This window comes from Streptomyces griseus (assembly GCF_001715295.1).
In the GTDB taxonomy this organism is placed as follows: Bacteria; Actinomycetota; Actinomycetes; order Streptomycetales; family Streptomycetaceae; genus Streptomyces; species Streptomyces griseus_G.
Window position 1 is genome coordinate 416431 of the sequence record NZ_MDKB01000003.1, and the last position, 17380, is coordinate 433810.

General features: G+C 69.1%; 16 protein-coding genes and 1 riboswitch. Of the genes, 5 read left to right on the forward strand and 11 right to left on the reverse strand.

Annotation, left to right across the window (positions count from 1 at the left end; genetic code table 11):
* Positions 1 to 90: 90 nt before the first annotated feature.
* Positions 91 to 208, reverse strand: a riboswitch (SAM riboswitch).
* A gap of 252 nt (positions 209 to 460) precedes the next feature.
* The 5 genes from trpD to ctaE all read right to left on the reverse strand — a co-directional run bounded on the left by trpD (position 461) and on the right by ctaE (position 5805).
* Positions 461 to 1525: an anthranilate phosphoribosyltransferase gene (trpD, locus tag BA175_RS18115; protein WP_069172474.1), complete on the reverse strand. Its 1065-nt coding sequence runs from the start codon at positions 1523 to 1525 to the stop codon at positions 461 to 463.
* 123 nt (positions 1526 to 1648) lie between these two features.
* A complete protein-coding gene (gene qcrB / locus BA175_RS18120; RefSeq protein ID WP_069172475.1) occupies positions 1649 to 3274 on the reverse strand; it encodes a cytochrome bc1 complex cytochrome b subunit in 1626 nt (541 codons plus the stop codon).
* A complete protein-coding gene (gene qcrA / locus BA175_RS18125) occupies positions 3271 to 4323 on the reverse strand; it encodes a cytochrome bc1 complex Rieske iron-sulfur subunit (RefSeq protein WP_069172476.1) in 1053 nt (350 codons plus the stop codon). Before qcrA ends, qcrB begins: the two co-directional genes overlap by 4 nt.
* A complete protein-coding gene (qcrC, locus tag BA175_RS18130; protein WP_069172477.1) occupies positions 4320 to 5129 on the reverse strand; it encodes a cytochrome bc1 complex diheme cytochrome c subunit in 810 nt (269 codons plus the stop codon). The genes qcrA and qcrC overlap by 4 nt, the downstream gene beginning before the upstream one ends.
* Positions 5130 to 5184: 55 nt before the next feature.
* Positions 5185 to 5805, reverse strand: a complete 621-nt coding sequence (ctaE, locus tag BA175_RS18135) for an aa3-type cytochrome oxidase subunit III (RefSeq protein ID WP_014045480.1) — start codon at positions 5803 to 5805, stop codon at positions 5185 to 5187.
* Between the two features lie 187 nt (positions 5806 to 5992).
* Here ctaE and BA175_RS18140 point away from each other — a divergent pair, with 187 nt between their 5' ends.
* Positions 5993 to 6394: a hypothetical protein gene (locus BA175_RS18140; protein ID WP_069172478.1), complete on the forward strand. Its 402-nt coding sequence runs from the start codon at positions 5993 to 5995 to the stop codon at positions 6392 to 6394.
* Between the two features lie 50 nt (positions 6395 to 6444).
* On the opposite strand, the gene BA175_RS18145 is transcribed toward BA175_RS18140, so the two are convergent.
* The 4 genes from BA175_RS18145 to ctaC all read right to left on the reverse strand — a co-directional run bounded on the left by BA175_RS18145 (position 6445) and on the right by ctaC (position 10934).
* Positions 6445 to 7710, reverse strand: coding sequence for a L,D-transpeptidase (locus tag BA175_RS18145; RefSeq protein WP_069172479.1), 1266 nt, complete (start codon positions 7708 to 7710; stop codon positions 6445 to 6447).
* Positions 7711 to 7837: 127 nt separating this feature from the next.
* A complete protein-coding gene (locus BA175_RS18150; RefSeq protein WP_069172480.1) occupies positions 7838 to 8236 on the reverse strand; it encodes a cytochrome c oxidase subunit 4 in 399 nt (132 codons plus the stop codon).
* Positions 8233 to 9969, reverse strand: coding sequence for an aa3-type cytochrome oxidase subunit I (gene ctaD / locus BA175_RS18155; protein ID WP_069172481.1), 1737 nt, complete (start codon positions 9967 to 9969; stop codon positions 8233 to 8235). The genes BA175_RS18150 and ctaD overlap by 4 nt, the downstream gene beginning before the upstream one ends.
* Positions 9966 to 10934 (reverse strand): aa3-type cytochrome oxidase subunit II, encoded by a 969-nt coding sequence (ctaC, locus tag BA175_RS18160; RefSeq protein ID WP_069172482.1) that lies wholly within the window; start codon positions 10932 to 10934, stop codon positions 9966 to 9968. Before ctaC ends, ctaD begins: the two co-directional genes overlap by 4 nt.
* Before the next feature lie 271 nt (positions 10935 to 11205).
* On the opposite strand from ctaC, the gene BA175_RS18165 reads away from it, so the two are divergent.
* The gene (locus BA175_RS18165; protein WP_069172483.1) at positions 11206 to 12588 is read left to right on the forward strand and encodes a cysteine desulfurase/sulfurtransferase TusA family protein; all 1383 of its coding nucleotides are present in this window, start codon (positions 11206 to 11208) and stop codon (positions 12586 to 12588) included.
* 7 nt (positions 12589 to 12595) lie between these two features.
* On the opposite strand, the gene BA175_RS18170 is transcribed toward BA175_RS18165, so the two are convergent.
* Positions 12596 to 13570, reverse strand: a complete 975-nt coding sequence (locus BA175_RS18170) for a carbohydrate kinase family protein (protein ID WP_069172484.1) — start codon at positions 13568 to 13570, stop codon at positions 12596 to 12598.
* 157 nt (positions 13571 to 13727) lie between these two features.
* On the opposite strand from BA175_RS18170, the gene BA175_RS18175 reads away from it, so the two are divergent.
* Positions 13728 to 13925, forward strand: coding sequence for a hypothetical protein (locus BA175_RS18175; protein WP_069172485.1), 198 nt, complete (start codon positions 13728 to 13730; stop codon positions 13923 to 13925).
* 132 nt (positions 13926 to 14057) lie between these two features.
* Positions 14058 to 15491 carry a hypothetical protein gene (locus BA175_RS18180; RefSeq protein WP_069172486.1) on the forward strand — a complete coding sequence of 478 codons (1434 nt, stop codon included), beginning with the start codon at positions 14058 to 14060 and terminating at the stop codon, positions 15489 to 15491.
* An 81-nt stretch (positions 15492 to 15572) separates the two neighbouring features.
* Here the strand turns inward: BA175_RS18180 and BA175_RS18185 are convergent, their stop codons facing one another.
* Positions 15573 to 15929 carry an iron-sulfur cluster assembly accessory protein gene (locus tag BA175_RS18185; protein ID WP_018103583.1) on the reverse strand — a complete coding sequence of 119 codons (357 nt, stop codon included), beginning with the start codon at positions 15927 to 15929 and terminating at the stop codon, positions 15573 to 15575.
* Positions 15930 to 16159: 230 nt separating this feature from the next.
* On the opposite strand from BA175_RS18185, the gene nadA reads away from it, so the two are divergent.
* Positions 16160 to 17338: a quinolinate synthase NadA gene (gene nadA / locus BA175_RS18195; RefSeq protein WP_069172488.1), complete on the forward strand. Its 1179-nt coding sequence runs from the start codon at positions 16160 to 16162 to the stop codon at positions 17336 to 17338.
* Positions 17339 to 17380 lie beyond the last annotated feature (42 nt).

The following is a 17380-nucleotide window of genomic DNA, read 5'->3' on the forward strand; positions in this document are numbered from 1 at the left end:
AGGAGGGCGTCGCGCCCTATCGCATTCGCTTGCTCACAAGAGGCTCCCTGGGACCAGGACCCCAAGGGGTGGCATACGAGGATGCCGAGGGGCCCGCGCTTGCCGCAGACCTCGCTGCCTGCGGCCCGGTCTTCACCCGGGGCACCCCGCCACGGACGGAGGGTTGCCGGACAGCGGGCCGGGGCCGTAGTCGCTGTCACTCATGACCTGCGCAGCATCTTGCCATACCTGTACGCACGCGCAAGGGCGCGGTCCGCGATCCGGACCGCGCCCCGCCGCCGCACGATGCCGCCCGGGAGCCTGTCGGGTGACCTCCGACCGGGCGGCCACGCCCCGGCACGCACGCTTCCCGCGTTGCCGGAAGGCCCGCGCAGCCCCACTATGCGGGCCTTCCGGCGGTCTTGGAATCGCATGCACCGGACCGCGTTCGCTCTCCGGTCCCAGGTCACCCGACAGGCTCTCAGGCGTGACTGGCCGCCACCCAGCGTTCCAGCGCGCGCTTGGCCGCGCCCGAGTCGATCGACTCGGCTGCCCGCGCGATCCCGGCGCCGAGCCGCTCGACGAGCGTGCCCTCGCCCGGGTCCAGGGCGACCAGCGCGGCGGCCGAGTTGAGCAGGACGGCGTCGCGCACCGGCCCCGTCTCCCCGTCCAGCAGCCGGCGGGCCACGTCCGCGTTGTACGCGGCGTCGGCGCCTCGCAGCGCCTCGACGGGCACCAGGTCGAGGCCGACGTCCCGGGGGTCGAACGGCTCCTCGCTGACCGTGCCGTCGCGCACGGTCCAGACCCGGGAGGTCGCCGTCGTCGTCAGCTCGTCGAGGCCGTCGTCGCCCCGGAAGACGAGGGCGGAGTTGCCCCGCTCGGCGAGCACCCCCGCGACGATGGGCGCCATCCTGAGGTCGGCGACCCCGATCGCCTGGGAACGGACCTGGGCGGGGTTGGTGAGAGGGCCCAGGATGTTGAACGTGGTCTGGGTGCCCAGTTCCTTGCGGGCCCGCGCCGCGTGGCGCAGGGCCGGGTGGAACTTCACCGCGAAGCAGAAGGTGATGCCGGCTTCCTCGGCGACGTCCACGACCCGCTGCGGGCTGAGTTCGAGGTTGACGCCGAGCTTCTCCAGGACGTCCGAGGCGCCGCTGGCCGAGGACGAGGCCCGGTTGCCGTGCTTGACGACCTTGGCGCCGGTCCCGGCGACGACGATCGCCGACATGGTGGAGATGTTCACCGTCCTGGCCATGTCGCCGCCCGTGCCCACGATGTCGACCGTCCGGCCGGGCACGTGGATGGTGCGGGCGTGCTCGTACATGGCACGCACGAGGCCGGTGACCTCCTGGACGGTCTCCCCCTTGGCCCGCAGCGCGATCGCGAACCCGGCGATCTGCACGTCCGTGGCCTCGCCGCTCATGATGCGGTCCATGGCCCACGCGGTGTCCTCGGCCGTCAGGTCCTCACCGCGCAGGAGGGGGGTCAGCACGCCGGGCCAGGTACGGGCCGCCACGCTGTCGCCGCCGTCCGGGGTCACAACGTTCATGGTCCGCTCCTGGGGTCCACAGCCGGTAGGGATGTCGGCTCCACCCTATCCAGCCCCCAGGACGGCGAAGAGCCCCGTCCATCGGATGGACGGGGCTCCCGCTGTGGCGTTCAGCTGGATCGATCAGTGGTGGCCGTGGCCGCTGGTGATCTCCTTGTACTCCTCTGCGGTGGGCTTGGCGATCTGGTTGCCCTCGCCGTAGTAGCTGCGGCTGAGCCTGGCCCGCAGCTTCTGCAGCGCCGACGGCTTGCGCTCGACGCCGTTCTTGTCGACCGTCGGGCCGATCTCGAGCGGCTTGTACTGCTCGTGCGCCGTGAGGGCGTACAGCTGCTCCGGGCCGAGCGGCTCGTGGATCTCGACGAACTCACCGTGCGGCAGGCGCTTGATGGTGCCGGACTCGCGTCCGTGCAGCACCTTCTCCTTGTCGCGGCGCTGGAGGCCGAGGCAGATCCGCCGGGTGACGATGAACGCCAGGACCGGGCCGAGGAAGAAGGCGATCCGTACGAACCAGCTGATCGCGTTGAGCGACAGGTGGAAGTGGGTCGCCCAGATGTCGTTGCCGCCGCCGATCAGCATGACGAAGTAGATCGTCACCCAGGCGACACCGAGCGCGGTGCGGGTCGGGGCGTTGCGCGGCTTGTCCAGGATGTGGTGCTCGCGCTTGTCCCCGGTGATCCAGGACTCGAGGAACGGGTACAGCGCCAGTGCCGCGAGGATCACACCGAAGAGGACCAGCGGGATGAGCACGCCCAGGACCAGCGTGTGGCCCCAGAGGTTGATCTCCCAGCCCGGCATGACACGGACGAAGCCTTCGGCGAATCCCATGTACCAGTCCGGCTGGGCACCCGTGGACACCTGGTCGGGACGGTACGGGCCGAGCGCCCAGATCGGGTTGATCGAGGCGATGGCCGCGACGATCGAGATGAAGCCGAAGACCAGGAAGAAGAACCCGCCGGCCTTGGCCATGTACACCGGCAGCAGGGGCATGCCGACGACGTTCTTGTTCGTCTTGCCCGGACCCGCGAACTGCGTGTGCTTGTGGAAGAACACCAGGATGAGGTGGCCGACCACGAGCCCGAGCATGATGCCCGGCAGCAGCAGGATGTGGATCGAGTAGAACCTCGCGATGATGTCGGTGCCGGGGAACTCCCCGCCGAACAGGAACATCGAGATGTACGTACCGACGATCGGCATCGACAGGATGGCGCCCTGCGTGAAGCGCACACCCGTACCGGAGAGCAGGTCGTCCGGGAGCGAGTAGCCGGTGAACCCGGTGAACATGCCGAGGACGAACAGCAGGAAGCCGAACAGCCAGTTGATCTCACGCGGCTTGCGGTACGCGCCGGTGAAGAACACCCGGAACATGTGCACGAACATGCCGGCGAGGAAGATCACCGCGGCCCAGTGGTGGATCTGCCGGACGAGCAGACCACCGCGGACGTCGAAGCTGATGTCCAGGGTCGAGGCGTACGCCTCCGACATCCGGATGCCCTGCATCGGCTCGTACGAGCCGTGGTAGACGACCTCGTTCATGCTGGGGTGGAAGAACAGCGTCAGATACACACCCGTGAGGATGATGATGATGAAGCTGTAGAGGCAGATCTCACCCAGCATGAAGGACCAGTGGTCCGGGAAGATCTTGCGCATGTTGGCCTTGGCCAGGCCGTAGATGCCCAGTCGGCCGTCGGCCCAGTCGGCCACCCGCTCGCCGGCGGGCGCCTTGCGCTTCGTGTCTGTCACAGTGCTCATCCGCGCTCCCAGAAGGCAGGACCGACGGGCTCTGCGAAGTCGCCGAGCGCCTCGAGGTTGCCCTCGCTGTTCACACCGATCCGCAGCTGCGGAAGCGGGTGACCGGCCGGGCCGAAGATGACCCGGGCGCCGTCGGAGAGGTCGAAGGTGGACTGGTGGCACGGGCAGAGGACGTGGTGCGTCTGCTGCTCGTAGAGGCTGATCGGGCAGCCGACGTGGGTGCAGATCTTGGAGAAGGCCACGATTCCCTCGTGGGCCCACTCACGCTGCCGCTTGTCCTTGATGTCGTCCGGCTCGATGCGGACGATCATCAGAGCGGCCTTGGCGATCTGGTTCTGGAAGTCGTGCGCGTCCTCCTCCAGGCCCTCGGGCATGGCGAAGGTCAGCGAACCGACGACGACGTCCTCGGGACGCAGCGGCTCCATGGTGTTCATGTTGACGAGCTGCTTGCCCTTGGCCCACAGGGTCTTGCGGAGCTTCTTCTCCGGCAGCGGACCCAGGTCGCGCAGCAGCACCACACCGGAGAGGGGCACCAGGGCCAGCGCGCCGAACATGGTGTTGCGGATCAGCTTGCGCCGGCCCAGCGCGGACTCCTGGGCACCGGCCGCGAAGTCGGCGAGAACCTTCGCCTTGACCTCGGGTGCGGCCTCGATGGGGTGCCGGTCGTCGGCGACCTCCACGTCGGACATCAGGGTGCGCGCCCAGTGGACGGCGCCCGTGCCGATGAGGAACAGCGCCAGGCCCAGGGTCAGACCCAGGGAGAAGTTGAGCGCGCTGACGTGGCCGAACGGCCAGATGAAGACGATCTTGTCGACCGGGAAGATGACGTAGGAGGCGATGAAGCCGACCGTCGCCAGCATCGACATCGTGAACATGAGGGCGACCGTGCGCTCGGAGCGCTTGGCAGCCCGTTCGTCGATGTCCTGGATGCGCGGCCGGTGGGCCGGCAGCCCCGGGTCGGCGAACGGATCGTCCGCGACCTCGACCGCGCCGTGCGCGGTGTCCTGCTCTGCGGGCAGGCGCTCTTCTGGAATCTCTTGGCTACTCATGACTTCTTGGCCTTAGCGGTGTGGGCCGCGACCCAGACGGCGATGGCGATCAGTCCGCCCAGTCCGAAGATCCAGCCGAAGAGACCCTCACTGACGGGACCGAGGCCGCCGAGCGAGAGCCCGCCGGGGCTCGCGGAGTCGTCACCGTTCACGGTCTTGATGTACGCGATGATGTCTTTCTTCTCCTGCTCCGGCATGGTCGTGTCCGGGAAGGAGGGCATGCTCTGCGGGCCGGTCTGCATGGCCTCGTAGATGTGCTTCGGGCTCACGCCTTCCAGGTCCGGGGCGTACTTGCCGTGTGTCAGCGCGCCGCCCTTGCCGGTGAAGTTGTGGCACTGGGCGCAGTTGGTGCGGAACAGGTCGCCGCCCTTGGCGACGTCCGCTCCCGCGGGGTCGACCTGGCTCTCGTTCGGCGTGATCGGGCCGGCGCCGAGCGACGCCACGTAGGCCGCGAGCTGGTCGATCTCGGCCTGGGTGTAGATGACCTTCTTCTTCGGCACCTGGGCGCCCGGCTGCTGAGCCGGCATGCGTCCGGTACCGACCTGGAAGTCGACGGCGGCGGAGCCGACGCCCACGAGCTGCGGCCCGTCGGTGGTTCCCTGACCGCCGGTTCCGTGGCAGCTGGCGCAGCCCACGGAGTAGAGCTTCTTGCCCTCGTCGATGGCGAGGGACTGGGCGGTTTCGTCGGCCTGCGCCTTACCCGCAGGCGCGAACGCGGCGTACAGCCCCCCGGTAGCCGCCAGCGCGAGGAGTAGTACGACGACCGCCGCCAGCGGATGGCGTCGTCGTGCGGAGAGCTTTTTCACGGATTACCCCGGTGTCAGGATCTTCTGCGTCGATGGTGGGCGGGTGCGAACCCGGTTACTTGATCATGTAGATCGTGGCGAACAGACCGATCCAGACGACGTCGACGAAGTGCCAGTAGTAGGACACGACGATGGCGGCTGTGGCCTGCTCGTGGGTGAATCTCGAGGCCGCGTATGTCCTGCCCAGGACGAGCAGGAAGGCGATGAGGCCGCCTGTCACATGCAGACCGTGGAAGCCGGTCGTCAGGTAGAACACCGAGCCGTAGGGGTCGGAGGAGAGGGAGAGACCCGCCTCCTTGACCAGCTCGGTGTACTCGAGGACCTGGCCGCCGATGAAGATCGCACCCATCACGAACGTGATGATGAACCAGGTGCGGAGCTTCTTCACATCGCCCCGCTCCGCGGCGAAGACGCCGAGCTGGCAGGTGAGAGAGGAAAGCACCAGGATCGTGGTGTTCGTCGCCGAGAACGGGAAGTTCAGATGGTGGGCCATCTCCTTCCAGTGATCGGGTCCCATCACCGATCGCAGGGTGAAGTACATCGCGAAGAGGGCCGCGAAGAACATCAGCTCGGAACTCAACCAGATGATGGTTCCGACGCTGGTGAGGTTCGGCCGATTGACCGACGGGTGCGCGTGCCCGGTTTCTACTGTCGTTGCTGTCGCCACGACCGACATTATGTCGGTCGCTTATCCCGCCCTCACTCCGGGGGGTGCCGTTCGGTGTGTCAGTGGTGTGTGTCCTCACCGAACGGCCCAGCGAATCGCTGTCATTACCGGTGCTGACAGGCTGTCCGCCGGAGTACGATCCGCCCATCGGTTCATGCCCGGAGAGCCCCGAAGACACAGATGTCACGGAGGAACAATGCAGCCGACCGCCACGGTCCTGGTCTACAGCGACGACGCCCGCACCCGTGAGCAGGTGCGGCTGGCCGCCGGTCGCAGGCCTGCGGCGGACGTGCCGCAGGTGGAGTTCCTGGAGTGCGCCACGCTGCCGGCCGTCCTGAGCGCGCTGGACCGGGGCGGCGTCGACGTCTGCGTGCTGGACGGGGAGACGGCTCCCGCGGGCGGCATGGGCGTCTGCCGGCAGATCAAGGACGAGATCTTCCACTGCCCGCCCGTGCTGCTGCTGATCGGGCGCCCGCAGGACGCCTGGCTGGCCACGTGGAGCCGCGCGGACGCCGCCGTGACGCATCCGGTGGACCCGGTGGACTTCGCGGACGCCTTGGCGGGCCTGCTGCGCGGCAGGCTGTCCGTCCAGGCCTGAGGCCCCCGGCGGGCGGGGGCCTCAGGTGGTGCGGTGGCCTCCCCCGCCGGTCAGACCTGGGGGCGCAGCCGTGCCGTCCGGACGTCCGTCCCGGCGTCCGGCGTCGCGTCCTGCGTGGCACGATGCAGCGCGCTGCCCTTCTGCCAGGCCTCCCAGTCCAGGTTCCAGTCACCGAATCCGTTGTCGAACGGGGTCATCGTCTCGCCGTCGCTGCCGACGACCTTGACGATGTCGCCCTCGCGCACGGTCTCGAAGAACCACTCGGCGTCGGCGGTGCTCATGCCGGTGCAGCCGTGGCTGACGTTGGCGCTGCCCTGGGAGCCCGTGGACCAGGGCGCGGCGTGGACGTACTCACCGCTCCAGGTGACCCGCGTCGCCCAGTAGACCGGCAGGTCGTAGGACTCCGAGGAGCCGGCGGCGATGCCGACGGTCTCCCCGCGCATGCGTACGAACTGCTCCTTGGCGAGCACGACCTTGACGCCGTTGCGCGTGTCGAAGCCCGGCTTGCCGGTGGTGACCGGGATGGTGTTGATCACCTCACCGTTGCGCATGACCGTCATCGTGTGCTCGGACGCGTCGGTGATCGCTTCTATCCGGTCGCCGGTCGCGAGCTTCAACGGCTTGGTGGCGGCTCCGTGGAGGGCGTCGGTCAGCTTGATGCCCTTGAGGTTGCTCCGTACGTCGATGCTCGCGCCGGCGGGCCAGTACTCCTTGGGGCGGTAGTGCAGGGTCTTGTCGTCGACCCAGTACCAGGAGCCGGTGACCGCCGGGGTGGAGCGGACCTGGAGCCCGCGCTCGACGGTGGCCCGGGAGGCCCGGTCCGTGACGGGAGCGCTGAGCTCCGCCGTGATGGGCTGTCCGACGCCGTAGGTGCCCGCCTGCGGGCCGAAGGAGATCTTCAGCAACTTCTTGGCCGCGTTCGTGCCGAAGTCGTACGTCAGGGTGCCCGGAGCGCCGTCGCCGTTCTCGGTGGCGACCTTGACGGTGTACCGGGTACCGGCCGCCAGGGCGGTGGTGGAGTGCCACCGCTTCCCGTCGGCGTCGAGTTCGCCCGCCAGGTGACGGCCCTCGGTGTCGACGGCCGTCACGTCCGTGATGGTGACGTCGTCGTCCTCGGCCGTGACTTCTATCGGCTTGTCGGGATCCGCCTTCGCGCCCTTGCCGGGGCCGTTGAACGAGACCGCGTCGGCCGCGTCGTACGGCTTCAGCGACAGCTGGTGACCATCGGGCTCGCCACAGGCGGTCGCACCTGCGACGAGGGTCACGACCACCAGGGTGCAGTTCACTACGGTGCGGATGCGCTGCGTGTGGTTCATGAACTCACGCTAAGAAGATTCATCCGATCCAGCGCGTTCAACGACTGCAAACGGGGGCCCTGCCCGCTCGGAGACGAGCGGGCAGGGCCCCCGTAAGGGTGATGCGGCCGTCCGGGGACGGCGGGTCTCACTGGGTGCGGTTCTCACCGCGGTAGTACTCGAAGACCCAGCCGAAGAGGCCGATCAGGAGCAGCGGGGCCGCGAAGTAGGCCAGCCACCAGCCGAAGACGACGCCGAGGAAAAGGAAGGCGCCGCCGATCGCGAGGGAGAGCGGCTGCCAGCTGTGCGGGGAGAAGAACCCCACCTCGCCCGCCTCGTCCGCGATATCGGCCTCCTTGTTGTCCTGGGCCATCGCATCGACCCTGTTGGCCGTGAAGGCCAGGTAGAAGCCGATCATGACGGCCAGGCCGAAGGACAGGACGAGCGCCGTCGTGCCCACCGGCTCCTTGGACCACACGCCGTACGTGACGGCCATGGCCAGCAGGAAGACGCTCAGCCAGATGAAGAGCTTGCCTTGGATCTTCACTTGCCGGCCTCCTTGCCGCCGACGAGGACCTTGTCATCGTCGGAGAGGTGATCCAGCTGCTCCAGCGCCGCGATCTCCGGGTGGTGCAGGTCGAACGCCGGGGATTCGGAGCGGATCCGCGGCAGGCTGAGGAAGTTGTGCCGCGGGGGCGGGCACGACGTCGCCCATTCGAGCGAACGGCCGTAACCCCACGGGTCGTCGACCTCGATCTTCTTGCCGTACTTGGCGGTCTTCCACACGTTGTAGAAGAACGGCAGGATCGACATGCCGAGCACGAACGAGGAGATCGTCGAGATGGTGTTCAGCGCGGTGAAACCGTCGGCGGCGAGGTAGTCCGCGTAACGACGCGGCATGCCCTCGGCACCCAGCCAGTGCTGCACCAGGAACGTGCCGTGGAAGCCGACGAACAGCGTCCAGAACGTGATCTTCCCGAGTCGCTCGTCCAGCATCTTGCCGGTGAACTTCGGCCACCAGAAGTGGAATCCGGCGAACATCGCGAAGACGACGGTGCCGAAGACGACGTAGTGGAAGTGCGCCACGACGAAGTACGAGTCGGAGATGTGGAAGTCCAGCGGCGGCGAGGCCAGGATCACGCCGGTCAGACCACCGAAGGCGAAGGTGATCAGGAAGCCGACCGACCAGAGCATCGGTGTCTCGAAGGACAACGACCCCTTCCACATCGTGCCGATCCAGTTGAAGAACTTCACACCGGTCGGTACCGCGATGAGGAACGTCATGAACGAGAAGAACGGCAACAGCACTCCGCCCGTGACGTACATGTGGTGCGCCCACACCGTCACGGACAGGCCGGCGATGGCGATCGTCGCGCTGATGAGACCGATGTAACCGAACATCGGCTTCCGGCTGAAGACCGGAATGATCTCGGAAATGATCCCGAAGAACGGCAGGGCGATGATGTACACCTCTGGATGGCCGAAGAACCAGAAGAGGTGCTGCCACAGCAATGCGCCACCGTTGGCCGCATCGAAGATGTGTGCGCCGAATTTACGGTCGACCTCCAGCGCGAAGAGCGCGGCGGCCAGGACCGGGAAGGCCAGCAGGACCAGGACACCGGTCAGCAGGACGTTCCACGTGAAGATCGGCATACGGAACATCGTCATGCCGGGGGCACGCATGCAGATGATCGTGGTGATGAAGTTGACCGAGCCGAGGATCGTACCGAAGCCGGAGAAGGCCAGACCCATGATCCACATGTCGGCGCCGACCCCGGGCGACCGGACCGCGTCCGACAGCGGGGAGTAGGCGAACCAGCCGAAGTCCGCCGCACCCTGCGGGGTGAGGAAGCCGGCCACGGCGATGATCGAGCCGAAGAGGTACAGCCAGTAGGCGAACATGTTCAGCCGCGGGAACGCCACGTCGGGCGCGCCGATCTGCAGCGGCATGATCCAGTTCGCGAAGCCGGCGAACAGCGGCGTCGCGAACATCAGCAGCATGATCGTGCCGTGCATCGTGAACGCCTGGTTGAACTGCTCGTTCGACATGATCTGCGTACCCGGGCGGGCCAGCTCGGCGCGCATGAAGAGCGCCAGAAGTCCACCGATGCAGAAGAACGCGAACGACGTGACCAGGTACATCGTGCCGATCGTCTTGTGGTCAGTGGTGGTCATCCACTTGACTACGACACTCCCCGGCTGCTTGCGCCGCACCGGCAGCTCGTCCTCGAACGAGTCGTCTGCTGCCGCGGCACCCTGGGATTCATTGAGGATGCTCACAGTTTGTTCGTCTCCGCATTCCTGGCCGGGTCCGTCTGCTCGATGCCTGCCGGCACGTAGCCCGTCTGACCCTTCTGCGCCAGCTCCTTGAGGTGCTGCTGGTAACGCTCGGGAGAGACGATCTTGACGTTGAAGAGCATTCGGGAGTGGTCCACGCCGCAGAGCTCGGCACACTTACCCATGTAGGTGCCCTCCCTCTTCGGCGTGACCTCGAAGGAGTTGGTGTGGCCCGGAATGACGTCCTGCTTCATGAGGAACGGCACCACCCAGAAGGAGTGGATGACGTCGCGCGAAGTCAGGATGAAACGGACCTTCTCGCCCTTCGGCAGCCACAGGGTCGGACCCGGGTTGCCGTTCTGCGGGTTGCGCGTACCGGGGATGCCCACGTCGTAGACGCCGCCGGCGCCCTGGGGGAAGTCCTTGCGGTACTTGTCGGGGATGGCGTCGAGCTCCTTGGGGATCTCGCTGCCGGCGGAGGGCTGGCCCTCCACCTTCTCGATGTAGTTGAAGCCCCAGCTCCACTGGTAGCCGACCACGTTGATCGTGTGGGCCGGCTTCGGGGTGAGCTCGAGGAGCTTCGATTCGTCGCGCGCGGTGAAGTAGAAGAGCACCGAGACGATGATGAGAGGCACCACTGTGTACAGCGCCTCGATGGGCATGTTGTACCTGGTCTGCTGAGGTACCTCCACCTTGGTCCTGCTACGCCGGTGGAAGATGACGCTCCACAGGATCAGCCCCCAGACAAGGACACCCGTGGCGAGCGCTGCCGCCCACGAGCCCTGCCAGAGGGAGAGGATCCGAGGGGCCTCTTCCGTTACCGGGGTGGGCATTCCGAGGCGGGGGAAATCCTCCCAGTTGTATGAACAACCGGAGGCCGTCGCCAGGACCAGGCCCGCAGTCAGCACCTGCGGCAGCTTCCGCCGCATCGGGCGCCGCGACGAGCGGTCGGAGCCGTTGGGACTCACGTAGCGCCTTCCCGAGAGTCTCGCCCGCACGGTCGGCGCGGCCGTCTCGCTTGGTCGGTCGCCGGCCCTGACGCGGGCAGGGGTTTGGATGTTTATGCGGACCAAACCCTACTGGACGCTATTTGGGGTCGCGCGGGGAGGGTGCCCAACGCGCCGCCCGGCACCCCGAAGGGGTGGAATCCGGTCTTGCGGCCACGGTCTGACGCCCCCTCTTCCGCCTCCGCCGGTGCCCCGGACCGGGCCGGCGGCCCCGGAGGGCTAGCGTGGCGGTGTGCCCTACTTCGACGCCGCCTCCTCCGCCCCCCTGCATCCCGTCGCCCGCCAGGCGCTGCTTGCCTCCCTGGACGAGGGCTGGGCCGATCCGGCCAGGCTGTACCGCGAGGGGCGTCGCGCCGCCATGCTGCTGGACGCCGCCCGTGAGACCGCCGCGGAGGCCGTCGGCTGCCGGCCCGACGAGCTGGTCTTCACGTCGTCGGGGACCCGGGCGGTGCACTCCGCGGTCGAGGGGGTTCTCTCCGGCCGTCGGCGTGTCGGCCGCCATCTGGTGGTCTCCGCGGTCGAACACTCGTCGGTACTCCACGCGGCCGAGGCACTGGAGGCGGCGGGCGGTTCGTTCACCGAGGTGCCGGTGGACCGGTACGGGACGGTGGACCCCTCGGCGTACGGCCGGGCGCTGCGCCCGGACACCGCGCTGGCCTGTCTGCAGTCCGCCAACCACGAGGTGGGGAGCGAGCAGCCGGTGGCGGAGGCCGCCGAGACCTGCGCCGCCGCGGGCGTACCGCTCCTGGTGGACGCCGCCCAGTCGCTGGGCTGGGGGCCGGTCCCGGGCCGGTGGTCGCTGCTGGCCGCGAGCGCCCACAAGTGGGGCGGCCCGGCGGGCGTGGGGCTGCTGGCCGTCCGCAAGGGCGTCCGGTTCGCGGCGCCGGGGCCGGCGGACGAGCGGGAGTCGGGGCGGGCCGCCGGGTTCGAGAACATTCCGGCGATCGTGGCGGCCGCGGCCTCGCTGCGCGCGGTGCGGGCCGAGGCGGCGGCCGAGTCCGTACGGCTGCGCGCCCTGGTGGACCGCGTCCGGGCTGCGGTGGGCACCCTGGTGCCCGACGTGGAGGTGGTCGGCGACCCCGTGCGGCGGCTGCCGCACCTGGTCACGTTCTCGTGTCTCTACGTCGACGGGGAGACCCTGCTCCACGAACTGGACCGGGCCGGCTTCTCCGTCTCGTCCGGTTCGTCCTGCACGAGCAGCACCCTGACACCGAGCCATGTGCTCAAGGCGATGGGCGTGCTCACCGAGGGGAACATCAGGGTGTCGCTGCCCGCCGGGACCACCGGGGCCGACGTCGACCGCTTCCTGGAGGTGCTGCCGGCCGTGGTGGCCAAGGTGCGGGACAGGCTCGGCGCGCCCGCGGCGGCGCCCTCCTCCCCGGCCCCGCAGGCGTCGCTGATCGTCGACGCGCTGGGCAGGCGCTGTCCGGTCCCCGTCATCGAACTCGCAAAAGTGATCGGAGAGGTACCTGTGGGCGGGACGGTGACGGTACTCGCCGACGACGAGGCCGCCCGTCTGGACATCCCCGCCTGGTGCGCCATGCGCGCCCAGGAGTACGTGGGCGAGGAGCCGGCGGAACGAGGCTCGGCCTACGTGGTCCGCCGGCTCCTGTGAGCCTCCGTCAGGAGAGGTGCGCCCGCACCTCGGTCGCGGCCTCGTCGCCGTACGCCTTGGTGAAGCGCTCCATGAAGTGGGTGCGGCGCAGGGTGTACTCCTGGGTGCCGACCGTCTCGATCACCAGGGTCGCGAGCATGCAGCCGACCTGGGCGGCCCGCTCCAGCCCCACACCCCAGGCGAGACCGGAGAGGAACCCGGCCCGGAAGGCGTCGCCGACGCCGGTCGGGTCGGCCTTCTGCTCCTCCTCGGCGCAGCCGACCTCGATCGGGTCCTCCCCGGCACGCTCGATGCGCACGCCGCGGGCGCCGAGGGTGGTCACACGGTGACCGACCTTCGAGAGGATCTCCTCGTCGCTCCAGCCGGTCTTGGACTCGATGAGCCCCTTCTCGTACTCGTTGGAGAAGAGGTAGGTGGCGCCGTCGAGGAGGATACGGATCTCCTCGCCGTTCATCCGGGCGATCTGCTGGGAGAAGTCGGCGGCGAAGGGGATGCCGCGCGAGCGGCACTCCTCGGTGTGGCGGAGCATCGCCTCCGGGTCGTCGGCGCCGATCGAGACGAGGTCGAGCCCGCCCACGCGGTCGGCGACGTGCTTGAGCTCGATCAGCCGGGCCTCGCTCATCGCGCCCGTGTAGAAGGACCCGATCTGGTTGTGGTCCGAGTCCGTCGTGCAGACGAAGCGTGCCGTGTGCAGGACCTCGGAGATCCGCACGGAGCCGGTGTCGACGCCGTGCCGGTCGAGCCAGGAGCGGTACTCGTCGAAGTCGGCCCCGGCCGCGCCGACCAGGATCGGCCGGGTGCCGAGGATGCCCATGCCGAAGGCGATGTTGGCGCCGACGCCGCCGCGCCGCACGTCCAGGTTGTCGACCAGGAAGGAGAGCGAGACCGTGTGCAGCTGATCCGCGACCAGTTGGTCGGCGAATCGGCCGGGGAAGGTCATGAGGTGGTCGGTTGCGATGGAGCCGGTGACTGCAATGCGCACGGGAAGCTGCTCCTGCGGAAGGCGGAGGCACACCTGTGCGTGACCTCCGGGACGGCGTGACAGTTCACGCTACCCGGTCGCGCCAGTAGGCCTGAAGGGGAAAACTACCCGATAGTAGGTCTTACTGCCCGAGTCCTCCCGTGCATACGGTGCCGTTATGTGCAACGACATCGCTCCGCGTGAGTCCGAGATGAGTCTGGCCGAGCTGCGCGGCGACTGCGCGCGCATGGCCCCGCACTGGGTCGTTCCGGCGAAGCGTGCCACGGAGCCGGTGGCGCCCTCGCTGATCAACGGGGTCACGGTGCCGTCGTCCTCAGCACGGCTGATCGACGCCATGCCGGAGTACGGGGACTGAGTCCGCGCCGCCCAGGACGGCTCCTTCGGGCTCCCGGTGGAACCGGGCGCCCTCCCGCTCCGTCCCATCGTCGTCCCCACCCGGGGACCAGGCGATGAGCCGGTGGCGGCAGTGCAGGCGAAGGAGCGATCCGTGAGCACCGAGCGACCCGAGAACGAGGCGACCACTCCCCGGCGGCGTCGGCGGTACGCCGTGGCGTCGGTGGCGGCGGCCGTACTGCTGGCCGGAGGCGGTGGCGCGTACTGGGCCGCGACCGCTTCGGGCGAGAGCGCGAACACGGGCCGTGCCACCCCGTCGGACTCGAGGGCCCCCCTGCTCGCCCTCGACCTCCCGGCGGACGGCCCCCCGGCGCCGCCCCCGCAGGGCATCGCCCCCGGCGAGCCGGACCCGCACGGCGGCAGGGTCGTCTACCGCGCCGCAGGCGACCTGCCGGACGGCCCCGCGACGGCGCCCGTCCACCGGCCCGGGGGCCCGGTGACCGCGGCGGAGGTCGCCCGGCTCGCGAAGGCCCTGAAGCTCGAGGGCACCCCGCACACGGACGGTACGGCGTGGAAGGTGGGCGGCGACGGGGACGGCTCCGGGCCCCTGCTGCGGGTGACGAAGCAGGCTCCGGGTACCTGGACCTTCGCCCGGTACGCCTCCGGCGGCACGGACGACTGCGCCTCCGCCTCCGCCTGCGGGAAGCGGGACCGCTCACCGGGCTCCGGTCCCCCGGTCGGCGAGCGCGCCGCCGAGGCGGCCGCGGCGCCGGTGCTGAAGGCCGTGGGGCAGGGTGACGCCGCGCTCGACGCGCGCCAGGTGATGGATTCCGTACGGGTGGTCAACGCCGATCCCGTGGTCGGCGGGCTGCCCACGTACGGCTGGCCGACCGGCGTACAGGTGGGCTCCGGCGGCGAGATCGTCGGCGGCAGCGGGCACCTGAAGGGCCTGGAGAAGGGCCACGACTACCCGGTGATCAGCGCGCAGGACGCCCTGGAACAGCTGAACGCGGAGAGCCGGCGTGACGCGAAGGCGGGGATCGGAGGCTGCGCCACGCCCGTACCGCTGGAGGGCGACCCCGCGGCGCCCACGAAGGGGTGCGGCGCCCCGGGCGGGACGCCGCCGGCCACCGTCCTGACGGTCGGGAAGGCCGTGCTGGGACTCTCCGCCCAGCGCTCGGACGGTCAGCAGGTACTCGTGCCGTCGTGGCTCTTCACCGTACGGCCGGAGGGCGGCGGCCCCGAGGAGACCGTCGTACGGATCGCGGTCGACGCGGACCACCTGGCGAGGAGCACCCCGCCGGCCCCGGAGGAACCGGGAGCAGGGGGCCCGGCCGTCATCGGCTACAGCGCCGACGGACGGACGCTGGAGGTGACGTTCTGGGGCGGCGTGTGCAGCACCTACACGGCGCACGCCGCGGAGAGCGGCACGGCGGTACGGGTCACGGTCGCCGAGACGAAGCCGGACCCGGAGAAGGTGTGCGTCATGATCGCCAAGACACTGACCCGGTCGGTGACGCTGGACGCACCGCTGGGCGGTCGCGCGGTGGTCGACGCGGCGTCGGGCGCCGCGGTGCCGCGCGCCTGACCCGGCGGGCCTCCGTCGTACGACGACGGCGGCGCTCCCGGCGTCGAACGGCCGGGAGCGCCGCCGTCGGCGCGTGGGGGCTCAGCTGAAGGAGTCACCGCAGGCGCAGGAGCCCGTGGCGTTCGGGTTGTCGATCGTGAAGCCCTGCTTCTCGATGGTGTCGACGAAGTCGACGGAGGCGCCGCCCAGGTAGGGGGCGCTCATCCGGTCGGTGACGACCTTGACGCCGTCGAAGTCCTTCACGACGTCACCGTCGAGCGAACGCTCGTCGAAGAAGAGCTGGTAACGCAGGCCCGAGCAGCCTCCGGGCTGGACGGCGACGCGCAGCGCGAGGTCGTCACGGCCTTCCTGCTCCAGCAGGGCCTTGACCTTGGCTGCGGCGGCGTCCGACAGGAGGATGCCGTCGCTCACGGTGGTGGTCTCGTCCGATACGGACATCTGCTTCTCTCCCGGGTTGTTCGGACTGCTTGCCGACGGTCCAACCATCGGGGCCGCGGATTCATTCCGGGCCAGGCGCGTATCTGTTCCCTTCATGCTCGCACACCACCTCCACCCGGGGATGCGTCACATCGACACGATCGGCATCGTCAATCTGACGTGAAGCGGCTATGATAGATAGCGTCAATTAGACGAAAAGGCATGTTCGCAGAAAAGAAAGGGTGCGTGTCGTGACCACCGCCCAGCCCCTGGATGTCCAGCCGACGCCACTCGCCCTGCTTCTGCTGGGCCGCGAGGCCGACCCGCGCAGCGAGCGCGGTGTCGAATGCCCCGGCGACCTGCCGTCCCCCTCCGACCCGGACCTGGTGGAGCGCGCCCGCGCCGCCAAGGAGAAGCTCGGGGACAAGGTCTTCGTCCTCGGCCACCACTACCAGCGTGACGAGGTCATCCAGTTCGCGGACGTCACCGGTGACTCGTTCAAGCTCGCCCGGGACGCGGCGGCGCGGCCGGAGGCGGAGTACATCGTCTTCTGCGGCGTCCACTTCATGGCCGAGTCCGCCGACATCCTCACCGGGGACGGCCAGAAGGTCGTCCTGCCGGACCTGGCGGCGGGGTGCTCGATGGCCGACATGGCCACCGCCGAGCAGGTCGCCGAGTGCTGGGACGTACTGACGGAGGCGGGCGTCGCCGGTGAGGTGGTGCCGGTGTCGTACATGAACTCCTCGGCCGACATCAAGGCCTTCACCGGCAGGCACGGCGGCACGATCTGCACCTCGTCCAACGCGAAGCGGGCCCTGGAGTGGGCCTTCGAGCAGGGCGGGAAGGTGCTGTTCCTGCCGGACCAGCACCTCGGCCGCAACACGGCCGTCCGGGACATGGGCATGAGCCTGGAGGACTGCGTCCTCTACAACCCGCACAAGCCGAACGGCGGTCTGAGCGCCGAGGAGCTGCGGAACGCGAAGATGATCCTGTGGCGCGGGCACTGCTCGGTCCACGGGCGCTTCTCGGTGGAGTCCGTGAACGACGTGCGCGCGCGCATCCCGGGCGTCAACGTGCTGGTGCACCCGGAGTGCCGGCACGAGGTCGTGGCGGCCGCGGACCAGGTCGGCTCGACGGAGTACATCATCAAGGCCCTGGAGGCGGCGCCGGCCGGTTCGAAGTGGGCGATCGGCACGGAACTGAACCTGGTGCGCCGGCTGGCGAACCGTTTCGCCGCGGAGGACAAGGAGATCGTCTTCCTCGACCGGACGGTGTGCTTCTGCTCGACGATGAACCGGATCGACCTGCCGCACCTGGTGTGGACGCTGGAGTCGCTGGCCGAGGGGAACCTGGTCAACCGGATCCAGGTCGACGCCGAGACGGAGAAGTACGCGAAGCTGGCGCTGGAGCGGATGCTCGCCCTGCCGTAGGCGCAGCGGGCCGGCCGGAACAGGGAAGGCCTCCGGCGCCGC

Excerpts from the sequence above, each read along its gene's own strand:
- trpD (WP_069172474.1), bottom strand. The coding sequence starts at position 1,525 with ATGAACGTTGTGACCCCGGACGGCGGCGACAGCGTGGCGGCCCGTACC.
- qcrB (WP_069172475.1), bottom strand. The coding sequence starts at position 3,274 with ATGAGCACTGTGACAGACACGAAGCGCAAGGCGCCCGCCGGCGAGCGG.
- qcrA (WP_069172476.1), bottom strand. The coding sequence starts at position 4,323 with ATGAGTAGCCAAGAGATTCCAGAAGAGCGCCTGCCCGCAGAGCAGGAC.
- ctaE (WP_014045480.1), bottom strand. The coding sequence starts at position 5,805 with ATGTCGGTCGTGGCGACAGCAACGACAGTAGAAACCGGGCACGCGCAC.
- BA175_RS18140 (WP_069172478.1), top strand. The coding sequence starts at position 5,993 with ATGCAGCCGACCGCCACGGTCCTGGTCTACAGCGACGACGCCCGCACC.
- BA175_RS18145 (WP_069172479.1), bottom strand. The coding sequence starts at position 7,710 with ATGAACCACACGCAGCGCATCCGCACCGTAGTGAACTGCACCCTGGTG.
- BA175_RS18175 (WP_069172485.1), top strand. The coding sequence starts at position 13,728 with ATGTGCAACGACATCGCTCCGCGTGAGTCCGAGATGAGTCTGGCCGAG.
- BA175_RS18185 (WP_018103583.1), bottom strand. The coding sequence starts at position 15,929 with ATGTCCGTATCGGACGAGACCACCACCGTGAGCGACGGCATCCTCCTG.